Below are 15,192 nucleotides of genomic sequence, written 5' to 3'. Positions count from 1 at the left end.
CATCCCATTGCCATTTTATGCTTGTTTCATGTTTACTCACGTATGACTTGTTTCAATCTCGCAAAGGTTTTCATGGAGTCATTTGCTGGCATCAACGCATAATCAGGGTTGTTGGCTTTTAGCCAGTATCGACCCTGATTATCTTTTTGAACCACACGCAAGAGATACTGGTTGTTCCCCGATTCATCTTGAATCTCAACGGCCATAGTATTTCCGGTAATTGAGCCTGCTGATGTTGGTGTGACAAACTCTAGAAGTAGTAGGTCTCCATCAACGATTGGTGATTTTCCTCCGTTCATTGAATTACCAGATGCTCTTGCCAAAAAGTGTTTATCAGAGGTGACGTTGCTGATGTCGATAGGCATGAATTCAACGTCATCACTTGTTCCTGTCTTAAAATGACCGCAGGCGATTTTTAGGTTGGGATAATAGGGCAGCATAGAGCCATCATTCATCGCTTCTGGCGTTGGTAAAGGTTCTACTTTCTTTTGTTCTCTATCTGCATATTTTGCTAGCTGTAAATCAATCAACTCTTTTACAAAATCGTGAAAGTGCGGAACCAACTCGACTTTAACCGTAAAGTTGGCAACCAATTTCCCATCCACATTGGTAAACCAAGCATTTTCTTTCTTCGTGTTCCCACCAACAAAAGCGTTAATGGGGTTATCTCGCCAATACTTTTGCCAAGCTGGAGAATCCGATTCAAGTTGTTGAATTTTTTCCGATAGGTCAGATGCTTTTAGCTGAGGATATCTCGATAGGACATGCCAACTCTTAGTTGATAGTGCTTCAATCGACGGCGGTGTATTAAAGCCATCAAGCTCGAGATAGGCTTCCAATAGGATCGCTTTGAAGCATTTAGTCATGCTCATTTTCTGAATGGCATTTAAAAAGAACGCTTTGTGTTCGTCGACAAGCTGTTGCAATTCAGGAGTAGTGCTCATGGTGGCTACTATCTCTAGCCAACTACCATGTTGTTTATTGACCTTATTGAAGTCATAACCTGCGCGATAAAACTCAACAGCTCTGGGTCTGTGCCCTAGGTGGCTTGTCAGGTTTTCAAACTCTTCTTTAGCAGAGTAACGTAATTGCTTGGTTAACTCTTGCCAAAATTCGACGATTTGAGGATCGATATTCACGAAACAGCCTTTGCCAAGCTGGGGGCTGTCGGTATCAGATCCGCCATGCAATGAGGGTAACTTTGCATCAGTGATACCGAGGATTTCTCGTTTATTTAAAAATGAGCGATGATTACCAATGAAATCTAATACAACCAAGTGCGTTTTATTGCAGTGACGGCGTAATCCACGACCAAGTTGTTGAAGAAAAATGATATTCGATTCTGTTGGACGAAGCATCAACACCGTATCGATAGAGGGTAAATCCGTGCCCTCGTTAAACAGGTCAACTGAGAAAAGAATCTGAATTTCACCGTCGTCTAGCATAGTTAACGCTTCATTGCGGCGGACCGATGAATCACTATGTACCGATAGTGCTTTAAAACCTTGGGCAGCATAAAAAGCATTAAATTGCTCAGCCATAAAATCCGCATGCTTTTTGGAAATACAGAATGCTAGCGTGCGAGATTGTTGCTTATCTTGCCAGTGTTTAAAAATATGCTTGGCTCTTCGCGTGGTGGCAAATTGTGCATCCAGTGCTGCTGGATCAAACTTGCCATTGCGCCAAGGGATTTCTTGGTAATCAACCGAATCATCCCAGACGCCATAGTAATGGAATGGCACGAGAATTTCACCATCAATACCGTGTACTAGGTTGCGCTCAAACACCAAATTATCATGACAAAGGGAGAGAATGTTGGCTTGGTCGGTACGCTCAGGTGTGGCCGTTAATCCCAGTAAAAATCTTGCTTCAAAGTGATTGAGAATATTGAGGTAAGTCTTTGCGCTCGCATGATGAAACTCATCCACCACAATGTAATCGAAGTAGTCTGGTTCAAACTTGTTCAAGTGCTCAATACGGCCAAGGCTTTGAACTGAAGCGAACAACATCTCTTTGCTCTGCTCTTTACTTGTTCCGTTGTAATAACTTGCTGATTTCTCAGGCCACAGTTTAGCAAACGTGTTTAATGCTTGGGTCAAGATCTCTTCACGATGGGCGACAAACAGCACGCGCTTGGCATTCATCTGCTTGGCATCAAAAGCAGACAGCCACGTTTTGCCCATACCTGTGCCCATCACCACCAATCCACGCACATTGCCTTTATCACGAGTCTGATTGAGGGCTTCAAGCGCTTCTAGCTGCGCAGGGTTTGGTGAGTAAGCATCATCGTCAAGCAGAGTAGAATCTCCAACAATCGACAGCTTGGGTGGCGTTCTGCATTTGATATAGGCATCGATCCATTCATCAGTGAGTGCTATAGCCTGTGGATGGTGAAATAACTTATCAAACTGCTCACGAATATTGCGGAATTGAATCGCTGACGGAGAATCGTTAGGCTGGTGGTAATCCAAACGGAAACACCACTCATGTGCATCGGTCAGTGCTGACTTACTGATGTTATTCGAGCCAACAAAAGCAGTGCCGTTAAAAAAAGTCTGAGACTCATCACTACGCACAAAAATGTAGGACTTAAGGTGAAAACTGCGACTGTTCGCTTCAAAGATCTTAACTTCAATATAGTCTCCATTAAGCTCGACAAGCGAACGTAGAGCGATAGGATGGGTAATATGAAGATAATCCGAGGTTAAAATTCGAAGTTTTAGTGGGCGTTGATGGGATTGCTTTCGCTCAATGGCTTCGTGAATGCTTGGCAATAGTAAATCAAGTCCTGACGGCTGAATAAACGAAACCGCAATCTCGATTTCAGTCGCGTGGTTGATGGCATGCAACAGTTGCGGTAAGAGTGGATCATCATCGCCTGTTGTCAGCAGATTGTCTCGAATGGTCAGCGATTGAGTCGGCATCCGTGTTATTTCCTTAAGCTTTTACTAAGATGGCATTTAACCATTGCTCGGCTTCTCGTCCTGGTCTTGCGTCTGCACTTATCCAAGTTTCTTCAATCTTGAGTTGAGTTGAGGAAAGTGTGTCCGCAAGGGTTTGCTCGGTCATGTCAGCAAAGAATCTGCCGTTACGGATTTGTTCTGTATTGCCGTATTTGAATGAGCAGTAGAAAACGCCATCAAATTTGAGTAATTTGCCTAGGCGCGAGAACGTACGTGGAAGATCCTCACTAGGAACATGGAGTAAAGAAGCGCATGCCCAAATCGCATCGAAGCTTTCTTCCTTGGCACCAAACGATTCAAATGTCGCTTGTGTGACGGTTTGGCCTAAATGCTTGCTTGCCAACTTTACTAATGATTCGTTGGCATCAAATGACACGACGTTGTAACCCAAGTTCAGGAAGTTTTTACTATCGCGGCCCGAACCACAGCCCGCATCCAATATTTTTCCATGGTTTTCGACTAGAGATAGAAAACGATCGTAAAGTTTTTTTACATCAACGTTTACGGTTGTATCAAAGAAGCTTTGTGCATTTTCATTGTAATATTGGTTAGTGATGCTCATGGTGTGTCCTTTTATTTTGGAAGTTATTGTTCCCAGAGAGCACGGTTGGGATCATTGTCTTCGACCCACCTCTTGTTTTTCCTAGCTTCTAAATATAATTGCAGGCCGTTGTATGTCATAAATGCTGCAGGCCCACCTAAGTACTCGAATTCATCAAAATAGTCGTCTTCAAAAGCACAAAGGTGATCTAGATTTCTTACTCCTTTGGATAATGCCCACTGAATGGAAAATGCAGGTGCTACACAACCTTCAACCATTACATCTTCTATACTGACATCTATACACCTTTGTCGGAATTGTGCGTCATTATCTATTTCTTCTTGCTCTGTCTCTTGGAGAGCAACTTCTTCAAGGATATCTAATCGTTCAGAATGAGATAATCTTTTATTTAGTTTTGAAATCTTTAAGGCATAGTCAAAACGCTCTGGTTTTACGATTTCAACCAGTTTTGTTAGTAGTTCTTTATCAATGCCTGTTGCTTTTTCGTAATAGTCAATACACGAATTAAGTGACAAAAATTTGGTACCGTCAAATGTAAAGCCTGATATTTCGTCATAATTCACTAGAGGCACTTCATCAACTGATAAAGACCAACCTGAAAATGAGACTCTAGTTTTCGCTATTTCGAACATTGCCCATGCACTACGGCCGAAACCACCGAGTGATGAGCCAGAAAATTCCGTGTCAACTAGTTCTTGTTCTGTCCAATTTTCGCCAATACCAAGATGTTTTGCATATCTAGCTATAAGTATATTTTTTATATGGTCCCGTAAAGACCAAGCGCAACGGATGTCGTTTGGGAAAGTGATCCTAGAGCATTCATCACATGCAGGGATAGCAATAGGTTCATGCTCCAACTTAGGAATGAGATGAGCTGACGCTGGTAAATTTATAAAATCTTGTGATGGTTCACCGCAAAACCAGCATGTGTGGCGGAAATCGAACGGGATATCAATCTGTTTGAATAAGGTATCTTTCATCATTGCTATAAAATGGAGTAGTTAAGAGATATATTATATCGGGTCGAGTTGTTCGAAAAGCATTATGACGTACAAGTGCACATTGCTCTCACGGCAAGATCATTATAAAAGGGAACTTTTAAGCAAATAGACGATCAGAGCAACGAGTAATCACTTATTGTAGCTTAAAGCATGACTGATTCTTTTCTCTAGCATTTTGAAGCCATTGAAGACCCGCGTGTTGACCGATGTAAGCGGCATTAACTTATTGATATTATTCTTTTGGCCATCAGTGCTGTCCTATCTGGATCCTAAGGCTGGGAGCAGATTGAAGATTTTGGCACCCATCTCTTAGATTGGCTTCGTAGCTATCGCTCTTTCGAATATGGTATACCACGGCGTGATACGATCGCTCGCGTTATATGTCGTCTTAACCCAGAAGACATTGAGACCGCGTTTCGGGGGGGGGGGGAAGAGCAGTCTTATTGAGTCTACTGGGAGTGATGTCTTTGCTATCGATGGTAAAACACCTCGGCGTTCTTTTAATACGCGAGAGGCAGGAGCCACTCCATGCGGTCAGCGCTTGGAGTCGTCAGTATCAGGTAGTTCTAGGGTAGGTGGCGGTTGATCAAAAGAGCAACGAGATAACCGCCACTCCAAGGTTACTCATATTACTTGATATTGAGAACTGCATCATAACACTAGGTGCGATGGGATGTTAGAAAAACATAGCTAAACAGATTGTTAGAGGTAAAGCTAGCCCTAAAAGGCTATCAATCAGGAATGAAATCTGAGCTTGAAGCTTGGCGGAACAAATTAATGCGAGAAAGCACCACTTCTCACACCTATGACGAGTTTAGTGAAATAAGTCGTGAGCATGGTCGCGTTGAAACTCGACATTGTGCGCAGTTAATCATTGATAGAAATTGGCTAGACAAAGATTACCGTTGGGATGGTTTACAGAGTTTTATCAAAGTGACCTCGACAGTTGAATGCAAATTAAGTGGTAAACTGATACTAAGCTACCCTTACTTACATGGCGAGTTCTGTTACAGATTGCCTGCTGCTTGGTAAAGGGTGTTTTGTCAATATTGATCCTCAAATCGTCGAATTTTTGCAAGGGTTAACTAAACAATTACGTTACACCGCTAAAGAAGAGTTTGAAAACCTGACGAGTCATCTTGGGTACAGACCAAGAGTCGTTGAGTTTTATCGAGCAGGAGTCGATACTGGCTAAAAGCCAACAACCATCATTATGCGTTGATGCCTGCAAATGATTCGATGAAAGCCTTTGCGAGATTGAAACAGGTCATACGGCTGTGAAAATGTGAAACAAGCATACACGTTATGTCAAGAATTCTTTCTTGTGGAACACGCAGGATCTAGATATGGGCGCAGGACGTTATCGAGTTGCGATAGCACCCTTACCCACACCTTCATAAGCAATGACTTTTAAAGTATCTTCCGCTGTTAGGTCTTTTTTTACTTCATCAGCAATATAGTTAACAAGCAACTCGATAGTAGTATCTGATTCCAATATTTCGGTTTCATTCTTTGCAATAGCCAACTCAAATTGACCTTGTGGCGCTGTGTATTTAAATGCGTAGTGAGTTTGATCGTTGAATTTACTATCACAAATGTTCAACGAAAGGTCTGCGAGAGTTACTTGATCTTCTTTTGAACCAAGGTAAATATCTTGCCAGCGGGATGCAAATCTTGCTTCACGTTGTGCATCGCGCACGCCATTAACTATCAACTCAATTGGTGAGCGGTGTCCGTGTGCAATGCGCTGGCAGTTGCCGTCGTGTTTTTTTAACCCGTGAGAGTAATGGTAGAAAGCGCCATCGATACTTTCAGTTCTCAACGTTAATTCAAGATCATTTACATTCTGCGGTAGATGAGATTTAAGGATAGTGTAGAGGTGTTTGTTCACACTAAACATAGTGATTGTGTCTGCATCTACCAAGCAAAGCGCTTCATCTGGGCAGTGAACGTGAATTCCTTGGTCTCCTCGGAATAGGTCGACAGAGGAGTAACCTTGTTTCGTGTTGGCGACGAATATTTTTTTGTTTTTAGTGGGCACTAGCAACTTATGATCAACATACTCGTCAACCAGTCGCTTGATTTGCTTTTTTACTTGGCCGAAATCCAGTACCATGCTCATCTCGTTTAGTTCACCTGAGAGGCTGATATCTAAAATCCAACTCTCACCTACCATACCTCGCGTTTCGCATAGGTAAGAAGAGTCAATAACGGTGAGATCTCGAACAAAAAGGTTCACATCAAAATCCTGTAAAGTGGTAAGTACTCGACATTATATCAAATTGCACAGCATAGGTAGTATGATTAGTTACCAGTGTTCACTATATAGGAAGTTACTTTGTGGCTAGTTTGATGTTAAATTGGTTAGATGAGATAGGATGCTTTTCGCAAGATAGAGGTATTTGAATGAAATCTAGCAAACTGGCGACTTTGTGTTCGCGCCTGCTTGAGTTTGAGTTAAACCCGTTTCTAATAGGGGTATCGAGTGGGCAGATTGCTCCTGAGGTCGTCTCAACTAAATGGGCGGAACTAAAAAATAAAGCTCAAAATAACCAACTAGATCCTCAAGAGTTGCGAGAGTTGGTTGCGCTTTGCAAATATGAGCGGCTAGAACTTGTATTTGAGTTGATAGATGAATTAGAGAATTAAAAAAAAGAGAAGGTGCTACCTTCTCTTTTTATTATTAATCGATGTAGATGTCGTAATCTTCACGCCAACCTTTATTTACTTCGTAAATACGTAGAATGTTTGTCGCAAACAATTGTTTTTCTGATGTCGTATTTTGGAAATCATTCCATCGTCGAGTGTATTTTATCGCTAGGTCGTTACCGTTATCATCTTTTTGATTGGTTCTCAGTAAGCCTAACTCCCAGTGTTCACTACTAAAGTTACAATCATTTTTAATTATTGATAACTCTTTAATGAAAAATGCAGGGGATGGTAACTCTGATGTCAAAATTGATTCATTATTGACATTTTTCGCTGGAGTTAAGAATACACGCAGCATATGACGGCATAGATATGAAAAACCAATGATAGAGGTTCCGTGTGTAATATAGGTACGTTTCATATCTCGAGATTTTTTCGCCCAATCTTCAACAAATACAATTGCTACGGCATTCCAGAAGTTTTTAAGTACTTGTATGAATCTTTCACGAGTCACGTCATCCAGTTCTTGATATACACGTACACCAATAACACTTAATAGTTGACGCTGCACGTTGGTGATAAATTCAGTGATGGATGATTCTGCAATCATGCCATCTTTATTACCATTTGACTTAATCAAACCATAAAGTGGCGAATCTTCGTTACGGAATCCTAACTCTTCGCACATAGAAAGTGGGAATGCTTTTTCCGCCAATGCTGGTGGCTTATAAATCTCGTCGTAAAGAGCCAAGGCATTTAATTGAACAGCTGTTAGCGGTTTACCCAAATTCAATATTAGAAATTGTTGGATGTAGTCGGATTCATTTTCCGAAATAAAGATGGATACCGGTAGAGGATAACTCTCGTGGTGGCTATTTTTTACACCACCAGAACGCTGTTGCCCATCTACAATCGCACCAGGGAGTTCACTTGACGGCAGATCTGGGTCGTAAGGGACCACCAAGTGACCGAATTCAGAGCCTTCCGTGATAGGCTCAAACTTAACTGACTTGTTAAAGCCAATTACTAAGTTCGCCAGTATAGTAGAGTTTCTTGACTCCACGTAATCGGTGATGGATTCAATATGTTTCGGAAGTTCACTACGCTGGTACCCATGAATATATTCACCTTCACGAGTGATATGAACAATCTTTGCTACGTCGCGAACTTTTTTTCCCTCTATCCAACCAGTGTAGACGGTGACGCCATTAACCACTTCTTGAATAGCTTTAATTCTTAATATTTCTGACATAAATTACTTCACTACTGCTTCAAGTGATTTAATTACACGGTTTTTGTGCTTAGTAACTATCGCTAGGTTGTGGATACCACGGCGGCGGTTTGACTGATTTGATCGGAAGATAATGTTCATCAACCCTCCTTTACAAATGCCACAAGTACATTGACGCCACTTTCGTTCTTCTAGGAAAGTTCGGTACTTTGCCTCCCCACGATTTAACGTAGTGAGTTTTGATGGCGTCATTTTTGAAGGTAGGTACGCTTCATTAGTTACTTTCTCGTAAGCAACTAACGCTTTGACTGTACCTTCAAGATCTAGTGCAGTTTCATCATAGTGATGTAGCTTTTTTAGACAGTCTAATTCAAGACGCTTCACACATTCGTTGACGGATAATGCCGTGTTGGAGAGATCGATATCGTACTCGTTGTTTTCACCCATCGTTCTAATATGGTTGTGTAGTTCATCACGGTATTTTTCGATATGATCCTGAACATTCTTATGGTCGCATTGACGTGCTCGAATCATTAGTGACTCTTCGATTTTCGAGGGCTCTATTTCTTCAGAGAGTGAGTAGTACTTACCCCCTTTAAGCCCTTGCATAAGAGGCGATGTGCTGTCTGCACTCGTCACACCAGCTTTAACGTATGCCGGAATATTGTCAAAACGGCAAATACCAAGAAGATGGAACTCTGTTTCAGGGTGGCGAACTTCACTCAGGCTTTCAAGCAAATCAAGGATTTCATCTGTCTTTGCTTTGATCATTCCTCCGATTGTTATTTTTCTATAACCAATCTCTTGAAGTTCTTTTACGGAACGCTGGAACGATTCTTTATCATAACCGTGTGCTACGCCATACGCTTCAAATGCATAAGTTTTTGATTTTTCATAAAACTCTTTTGCATTGCGTAGGGTTATACCAATACGACGCTCGCATTCTTGGATTTCTTCATGTGATAGGGCCTGCTTCGCTTCTTCATCTTTTGCATAAGCAAACACAATGTGGTCGAGTGAAATGCCGTAATCAAAACCACCACGATCGTAAAACTCAATGAGTTCTTCAACGGTAAACGGTGGCTCTTTTTCTGCGTGGTAATCGAAAGCGCCACAGTCGCCCATTAGTTTGACATCTTGAAACTTCGATTTGTTTAAGCGCAAAAACTCTCGAGCACCTAGAAAGTAAAAGTCTTCAGTTAGTTCTTGCTCGTAGTATTTGCCACGCTTTTGCATTGTGCCAACACCTGCTAGAGAAATTAGCATTCCATCAAATGGAAGTTCCGCTAGGATCTCGTGGGGATAATGATCATCATCGTATTGGCGATGGTACTTCGTACGGGTGTTGTCTTTGCCGTCGAAACTTGGGTCGACAAAGTCTTTATTGTCGGGAAAGTAAAAGCGGAACTTAGTCACGATAAACCTTTTTCTGATTTAACTTGTTTGTAGAGATTCGAGAAACGCTTATCTTCACAAGCATAACCTGCTTCTCTGAAGCGCTTGTGTGCTTTTGCGATAGCTAATGGTTGCTGTCCATCAATAAGTATTTGAGTTTCAATAAATTCGATTACAAATTCATCTGTTTGTTTGGGTCTCTCTACTCTAGTTTTTCGAGTTAACTGAGCGAACTCTTTATTTAGGACGCAGATAGTATCATTGAAGTCTGGTTTTGTAAGATCTAATTTACTCAAAAACAAGTGTGATGCTATCGCCCCTATGTTTCTGTTTGTTAGGGTTAGCCCTGTATTACTTGCGTTGGGATGTTCAAGTACGTCATGGGAACATTGGACAAAACATTTAGCGTAATCATTCAACGGTTTTGGTATCGACGTTGAAATGATAGCGAACTGATCTGGTGCGCCATCGAACCTTTTTAGTGTCTCAAGTAAGTCACTTTGTATTGCTTGCAAATATTCATTGCTAGCAACCACAATGAAGTAATCACTCTGATTATTTGAGAATGTTTTCTGTAATGACAGACTGGGAAGAGCAGACTCATTAACCGCTTCCCACCAACGATTCTTTGGGGTGGGTACTCTGTTTTCATTTGCTGCAAAAGTTGCATTGTAACTTGGTAGTTCTGTTTCTCCATCAATCAACCCAAACCCAGCCGAAAGTATCTTCAGTGACAACCTATGTTTATCTGCAAGAGATCGTAAATTCGTAAACCCAGGGCCGAGATATAGATCTCTTGCCTTAGTTCTATTTTTGTTTGCCGAAAAAGATCTCTCCCATTTGTGTAGTGTTTCTTCAAGTGAAGCAGAAATGTGCTCCTTGATATTCATTGTCAGAGAAGCATCTTGAATCTTTCTTGATGTGCAAGGGATCAGTAAATGTACTTGGTTCATACGGTATCCATGCAAGTGTAATCGTTAGAGCGAATTTCTTAGGCTTGAAGTGTAGCTGAAAGGTGGGACTTCGTATATGCTTAGTTTTATCAGGAGGTGCCTATGAAGTACTTTTTCCCCGACAGTCAAGATTTTGTAAATCCGGAATTTGATTTTGTATCCGAGAAAGTAACCAATGGTCATGTGAGGCAGCGAGATGATGTATATGCCCATGAGTTACTCAAGCGTCCGTATGATGGTCTTTTGATTTCGAAAGCCATTGTTGAGGGAGTTCCTGGCAGGACAAACAAAACCAGATATTCAGATGGGCAAAAGTACCGATTATTTCGAGAAGGGGCGCATCGATTTTTTCGTCTTAGTCGTAGTTATGATGTGATGGGTGATAGTGGTGCATTTTCATATGTAGGGGAGCCAGCGCCGCCATATTCGATAGATGAACTAATTGACTTCTACGTGAAAACTGATGTCAATCAGGGGGTATCTCTTGACCATATTGTACTAGGGTATCGTGATGAACGTAGTAGAGACAAAGAATCCTTACCAAGAGACAAAGAGGCGCGTGTAGAAATGACGCTAGAGAATGCAAGCGTATTTTTTAAACAGTCTAAAGCACAAAAGTTTATACCTTATGGGGTTGCACAGGGGTGGGACGTCAAAAGTTATGTTAATTCGGTAGTTTGTTTACAAAAAATGGGTTACGAGTTCATTACTATAGGGGGGGTAGTGACATTAGATTCAAATCAAATCTGTAAATTAATTGAAGAGATTAACAATTATTTAGCGCGTGGTACAAAATTACATCTGCTTGGTATTGGTAGGCCTGAATTGTCAAAACGGTTAAAGTCTTTAGGAATATTTAGTATTGATAGTACAACCCCATTAAAGCAAGCGTTTTTAAACAAAACAAAAAATTATCGTTTTGGTAGTGAAACATACAGTGCAATTCGAGTTCCACAGTCGAGTGGAAATCAAATGGTTAAACGTGCGATTTCTTCAGGTCGAATAGAACAAAACCTAATTCATGCACTAGAATCCGAAGCAATGCAGGCACTGCGTGAGTATGACATGGGAATTCGAGACATAGATTCAACATTAGTAAGTGTATTAGAGTATGAAAATCTATTGATGAATCACCGGAATGAATCTTATTTTCAGTATAAGCGAACATTAGAGGACAAGCCATGGAAGAAATGCCATTGTGCAATATGTAAGGGTCTTGGCATTGAGGTGATGATATATCGAGGTTCTGAAAGAAATAAGCGTCGAGGTTTCCACAACTTGCATGATTTTTATATGCATTTAAGTAGGAGTTATCAATGATCAAAAAAATGGCATTAAAAGTAGAACAAGGCTGTGATGTCGCGTTATTTATAACGACAATGAATATTGTTGAAATAGAATCAATTTGTACTATTTCAAGAGTGTTTCGAACAGATAAAAATGTACTTAAAGGTTATCAAAGGCCGGAGGTGCGTCAACATATTGATAATATTGCTGCTTATATTGACTCAAAAAATTCGGTGATTCCAAACTCAATTATCATATGTCTAAAAACAAAAGTTAATATTTCATCCAAAAGTGATGGTACACATGAGTTAATGATTCCAAGAGTCCCAAGTAGTGCTGTATTGGTTGATGGTCAGCAGCGTGTAGCTGCTTTAAAGCAGTCTGGGCGAAAAGATTTCAGCTATCCAGTATGTATATTGATGAGTGATGATGCAGAGTTTGAAAGGCAGCAGTTTTTGCTAATTAACTCTGCTAAACCATTGTCGCGTAGTTTAATATATGAATTGCTTCCTCATGCGAGCGGTGTCTTTAATGAAAGCCTTACAAGAAGACGATTACCCTCATTGCTTACACAATTACTAAATTATGAGCCTGGCTCCATATTAAATGGATTGATTAAACTCACAACTAATCCAGAAGGGTTAATTGCCGATAACTCGATGATGAAAATGTTAGATAACAGTTTGAGAGAAGGCGCGTTGTATGACGTTTGTGAGTTAAAAGAAAATGCATATAGCGCAGAGCAATGTGATGAAGCAGTACAGTTGATGAGCACTTATTTTAGAGCAGTTCGAGAAGTGTTTTATGACGATTGGGGGAAAAAACCCAAGGACTCACGACTTTTTCACGGTGTTGGGATTATTTCGTTAGGGCAATTGTTTGATGAAATTTATTACTCATATTGTATAAAAAATACACCGAAAGTATTTTTTGAGTTCTGTGTAGAGAAGCTTTTTCGCATAAAACCGTATTGCTCATGGAGTCATGGGTATTGGGAGTTTGGAAAAGATTCCGATGGAGAACAGATCGTGAGAAAATGGAACCAGTTACAAAACGTAACCCAAGACATATCGATGGTTACGAGGTACTTGACCAATATATATGAAAAACTAGAAAGGGGTGTCCCAATTGTTAAAGGTCAATGAAATTTTTGAAACGATTCAAGGTGAAGGCGTATTTACTGGTGTGCCGTCAATCTTTTTAAGGTTGCAAGGGTGCCCTGTTGGGTGTGCATGGTGTGATACAAAACATACATGGGAAGTTGATTTAGAACATGAAATTTCCTTTGATGCAGTGATAGGAAAATGTACTGAAAGTGAACAATGGGGCCAAGTCTCGGTAGAACAAGTCGTGAAGGAATGTTCAGAGCGCTATAGTGCAAAGCATGTTGTCATTACTGGTGGTGAGCCTTGCATGTATGATTTGACTCGTTTGACCTCCCGATTGGAGAGTTCCGGTTTTACTTGTCAAATTGAAACCAGTGGCACTTTTGATGTTAAAGCGACTGAGGCATGTTGGGTCACGGTATCGCCAAAAATTGGCATGAAAGGTGGTTTGAACATACAAGCACAGGCAGTCGTGCGTGCAAATGAAATCAAATACCCAATAGGAACGCAAAAAGATCTCGATAATTTGACCGATTTACTATCAACATTTGAAACGAGAGAAAATGTCGTTGTAGCTCTTCAGCCTATAAGTCAAAAAAAGCGAGCGACGGAACTGTGTATCGAGGCGTGCATTCAAAATAACTGGCGATTGTCGATACAAACTCACAAATACCTGCAGATTGCATAGTCGAGGAATATAAATGAAAAAGGCAGTAGTTGTTTTTAGTGGTGGCCAAGATTCAACCACTTGTTTGGTTCAGGCATTAACACAGTATGATGAAGTTCACGCGATCACTTTTGATTACGGTCAGCGCCACAAGTTAGAGATCGAAGTTGCTCAGTCATTGTGCCAAGAACTCGGTGTCACCGCTCATAAAGTAATGGATGTATCTTTGCTTAATGAACTTGCTATAAGCTCTTTAACACGAGATGACATCCCTGTATCTCATGAGTTGCAAGCTAATGGACTCCCTAATTCGTTTGTCCCAGGGCGTAATATTTTGTTTTTAACCCTAGCGGGTATTTACGCTTATCAAATAGGTGCGCTTTCTGTTATTACTGGTGTTTGCGAAACAGACTTTTCTGGCTACCCTGATTGCCGCAATTCATTTGTTCAGGCAATGGAGGGCGCATTGCAGCAAGGTATGGAATACGATCTGTCACTAGTAACTCCTTTAATGTGGTTAGACAAGGCTCAGACTTGGGCTTTGGCGGACAAATATGAACATCTAGATCTTGTGAAGAACAAAACGTTAACTTGTTATAATGGGGTTATTGGTAGTGGTTGCGGTGATTGCCCATCATGTAAGTTGAGATCTGAGGGTTTGGAAGCATACGAGAAGAACAAAGAACGTTATTTGGGTACGCTGTAACCTCATGAACAGTATTACCCAAGAAGCGAAGATGGTGCGTCAAGCGTTGCTAGAACATGGACTTGAAACACCGATGTTTGACAATGGTTTAAGCGCAAAAGATAAGTTTGAAATCATTGAGAAAGCGACCAGAGATATACTTGGTGCGCTGTCATTAGATTTACAAGATGATAGCCTTGCTGATACGCCTAAACGTATTGCCAAAATGTACGTAGATGAGATTTTTTCAGGCTTGAGTTATGAGAACTTTCCCAAGATAACCACCATTGATAACAAGATGGCTATTGATGAGGAAATCGTAGTAAAAGATATCTCTTTTACGAGCACTTGTGAGCATCATTTAGTAACTATTGATGGAATGGCAACTGTCGGCTATATACCTAATAATAAGGTGATTGGTTTGTCAAAAATCAATCGTTTGGTTCGCTTTTTTTCTCAGAGACCTCAGGTTCAAGAGCGATTAACTTCTCAGATCTTTGTAGCCCTTAAAACCCTGCTAGAGGTTGAAGATGTTTACGTTAAACTTGAAGCAACTCATTATTGCGTAAAGAGTAGAGGGATCAGGGACACGACAAGTTCGACAACGACAGTCAAATCAGGTGGTAAATTTAAGAAGTAAAATGTAATTTGATTCTTTTAGGTTTCACGAAAAAATCCTCTCAGCGAGGATTT

General features: G+C 40.8%; 13 protein-coding genes and 1 pseudogene. 7 read left to right on the top strand and 7 right to left on the bottom strand.

Annotated elements, in window-relative coordinates:
- Positions 1-32: 32 nt before the first annotated feature.
- The 3 genes from VA249_RS09235 to VA249_RS09225 are packed head-to-tail and all read right to left on the bottom strand — an operon-like array spanning position 33 to position 4,505.
- On the bottom strand, positions 33-2,924 hold the full coding sequence (locus tag VA249_RS09235; RefSeq protein ID WP_221067784.1) for a DEAD/DEAH box helicase family protein: 2,892 nt from the start codon (positions 2,922-2,924) through the stop codon (positions 33-35).
- Between the two features lie 13 nt (positions 2,925-2,937).
- The gene (locus tag VA249_RS09230) at positions 2,938-3,519 is read right to left on the bottom strand and encodes a class I SAM-dependent methyltransferase (RefSeq protein ID WP_420864275.1); all 582 of its coding nucleotides are present in this window, start codon (positions 3,517-3,519) and stop codon (positions 2,938-2,940) included.
- Between the two features lie 29 nt (positions 3,520-3,548).
- A complete protein-coding gene (locus VA249_RS09225) occupies positions 3,549-4,505 on the bottom strand; it encodes a P-loop NTPase family protein (RefSeq protein WP_221069912.1) in 957 nt (318 codons plus the stop codon).
- Between the two features lie 204 nt (positions 4,506-4,709).
- Here VA249_RS09225 and VA249_RS09220 point away from each other — a divergent pair.
- Positions 4,710-5,495 (top strand): annotated as a pseudogene (locus tag VA249_RS09220) (ISAs1 family transposase); the annotation flags it as partial.
- Between the two features lie 391 nt (positions 5,496-5,886).
- Here the strand turns inward: VA249_RS09220 and VA249_RS09215 are convergent.
- A complete protein-coding gene (locus VA249_RS09215) occupies positions 5,887-6,765 on the bottom strand; it encodes a 6-carboxytetrahydropterin synthase (RefSeq protein ID WP_221067782.1) in 879 nt (292 codons plus the stop codon).
- A gap of 167 nt (positions 6,766-6,932) precedes the next feature.
- On the opposite strand from VA249_RS09215, the gene VA249_RS09210 reads away from it, so the two are divergent.
- Positions 6,933-7,175 carry a hypothetical protein gene (locus VA249_RS09210; RefSeq protein WP_221067781.1) on the top strand — a complete coding sequence of 81 codons (243 nt, stop codon included), beginning with the start codon at positions 6,933-6,935 and terminating at the stop codon, positions 7,173-7,175.
- Positions 7,176-7,209: 34 nt separating this feature from the next.
- Here the strand turns inward: VA249_RS09210 and VA249_RS09205 are convergent, their stop codons facing one another.
- From VA249_RS09205 to VA249_RS09195, 3 genes are read right to left on the bottom strand one after another with little or no spacing between them, the layout of a single operon-like run.
- On the bottom strand, positions 7,210-8,427 hold the full coding sequence (locus tag VA249_RS09205; protein WP_221067780.1) for a DGQHR domain-containing protein: 1,218 nt from the start codon (positions 8,425-8,427) through the stop codon (positions 7,210-7,212).
- Positions 8,428-8,430: 3 nt separating this feature from the next.
- The gene (dpdA, locus tag VA249_RS09200; RefSeq protein ID WP_221067779.1) at positions 8,431-9,822 is read right to left on the bottom strand and encodes a tRNA-guanine transglycosylase DpdA; all 1,392 of its coding nucleotides are present in this window, start codon (positions 9,820-9,822) and stop codon (positions 8,431-8,433) included.
- Positions 9,819-10,754 (bottom strand): DUF6884 domain-containing protein, encoded by a 936-nt coding sequence (locus VA249_RS09195; protein WP_221067778.1) that lies wholly within the window; start codon positions 10,752-10,754, stop codon positions 9,819-9,821. The genes dpdA (VA249_RS09200) and VA249_RS09195 overlap by 4 nt, the downstream gene beginning before the upstream one ends.
- 102 nt (positions 10,755-10,856) lie before the next feature.
- On the opposite strand from VA249_RS09195, the gene dpdA (VA249_RS09190) reads away from it, so the two are divergent.
- From dpdA (VA249_RS09190) to folE, 5 genes are read left to right on the top strand one after another with little or no spacing between them, the layout of a single operon-like run.
- Positions 10,857-12,074 (top strand): tRNA-guanine transglycosylase DpdA, encoded by a 1,218-nt coding sequence (gene dpdA / locus VA249_RS09190; protein ID WP_221067777.1) that lies wholly within the window; start codon positions 10,857-10,859, stop codon positions 12,072-12,074.
- A complete protein-coding gene (gene dbpB / locus VA249_RS09185) occupies positions 12,071-13,186 on the top strand; it encodes a DGQHR domain-containing protein DpdB (protein WP_221067776.1) in 1,116 nt (371 codons plus the stop codon). The genes dpdA (VA249_RS09190) and dbpB overlap by 4 nt, the downstream gene beginning before the upstream one ends.
- Positions 13,170-13,835: a 7-carboxy-7-deazaguanine synthase QueE gene (gene queE, locus VA249_RS09180; protein WP_221067775.1), complete on the top strand. Its 666-nt coding sequence runs from the start codon at positions 13,170-13,172 to the stop codon at positions 13,833-13,835. Before dbpB ends, queE begins: the two co-directional genes overlap by 17 nt.
- Before the next feature lie 13 nt (positions 13,836-13,848).
- A complete protein-coding gene (gene queC, locus VA249_RS09175) occupies positions 13,849-14,520 on the top strand; it encodes a 7-cyano-7-deazaguanine synthase QueC (RefSeq protein WP_221067774.1) in 672 nt (223 codons plus the stop codon).
- A 4-nt stretch (positions 14,521-14,524) separates the two neighbouring features.
- Positions 14,525-15,139 carry a GTP cyclohydrolase I FolE gene (gene folE, locus VA249_RS09170; RefSeq protein ID WP_221067773.1) on the top strand — a complete coding sequence of 205 codons (615 nt, stop codon included), beginning with the start codon at positions 14,525-14,527 and terminating at the stop codon, positions 15,137-15,139.
- Positions 15,140-15,192: the final 53 nt, after the last annotated feature.

It is taken from the genome of Vibrio alfacsensis (assembly GCF_019670485.1).
Lineage (GTDB): Bacteria > Pseudomonadota > Gammaproteobacteria > Enterobacterales > Vibrionaceae > Vibrio > Vibrio alfacsensis.
The sequence above is the reverse complement of the archived record's forward strand: the minus strand, read 5'-3'. Positions and strand labels throughout refer to the sequence as shown.

Bases quoted from the DNA above. Each gene is read 5' to 3' on its own strand.
- VA249_RS09235 (WP_221067784.1), bottom strand. From the start codon at position 2,924: ATGCCGACTCAATCGCTGACCATTCGAGACAATCTGCTGACAACAGGC.
- VA249_RS09225 (WP_221069912.1), bottom strand. From the start codon at position 4,505: ATGAAAGATACCTTATTCAAACAGATTGATATCCCGTTCGATTTCCGC.
- VA249_RS09210 (WP_221067781.1), top strand. From the start codon at position 6,933: ATGAAATCTAGCAAACTGGCGACTTTGTGTTCGCGCCTGCTTGAGTTT.
- VA249_RS09205 (WP_221067780.1), bottom strand. From the start codon at position 8,427: ATGTCAGAAATATTAAGAATTAAAGCTATTCAAGAAGTGGTTAATGGC.
- VA249_RS09195 (WP_221067778.1), bottom strand. From the start codon at position 10,754: ATGAACCAAGTACATTTACTGATCCCTTGCACATCAAGAAAGATTCAA.
- dpdA (WP_221067777.1), top strand. From the start codon at position 10,857: ATGAAGTACTTTTTCCCCGACAGTCAAGATTTTGTAAATCCGGAATTT.
- dbpB (WP_221067776.1), top strand. From the start codon at position 12,071: ATGATCAAAAAAATGGCATTAAAAGTAGAACAAGGCTGTGATGTCGCG.
- queC (WP_221067774.1), top strand. From the start codon at position 13,849: ATGAAAAAGGCAGTAGTTGTTTTTAGTGGTGGCCAAGATTCAACCACT.
- folE (WP_221067773.1), top strand. From the start codon at position 14,525: ATGAACAGTATTACCCAAGAAGCGAAGATGGTGCGTCAAGCGTTGCTA.